This is a genomic window from Nostoc sp. T09 (assembly GCF_002154695.1).
Taxonomy (GTDB): domain Bacteria; phylum Cyanobacteriota; class Cyanobacteriia; order Cyanobacteriales; family Nostocaceae; genus Aulosira.
This window is the reverse complement of the sequence record NZ_MTAV01000153.1, coordinates 1-273: the sequence shown is the minus strand read 5'-3', so window position 1 is coordinate 273 and position 273 is coordinate 1. Positions and strand designations below refer to the sequence as shown.

Here is a 273-nt window from a genome sequence, read left to right as displayed (position 1 = left end):
AATGTCAAAATCGACCTGTACAAAGCAGGTAGTCTCTACAGTACTTTGTTCAGTTCCACATTCAGCGATGGGGTTGAGTCTTGGTTAGTTCCTAGCAACTTGGTAGCGGCTAGCGATTATCAAATTCGTGTAAGTAGCACCAGCAACACCAATGTTGGGGATTTTGGTAATAACTATTTCAGCGTCACTACACCATTTGTTACTGTCACCAACCCCAATGGTGGTGAAAGTTTCCAAGCAGGTTCGACCTACAACATCACTTGGAATGACAAC

The 273-nt window shown here is 43.6% G+C and carries 1 protein-coding gene; it reads left to right on the top strand.

The genetic code is table 11. The features are described from left to right. Nucleotides 1–273, top strand: a 273-nt coding sequence (locus BV372_RS26960) for a hypothetical protein (protein ID WP_218776778.1), incomplete at both ends; no start/stop codon positions are given.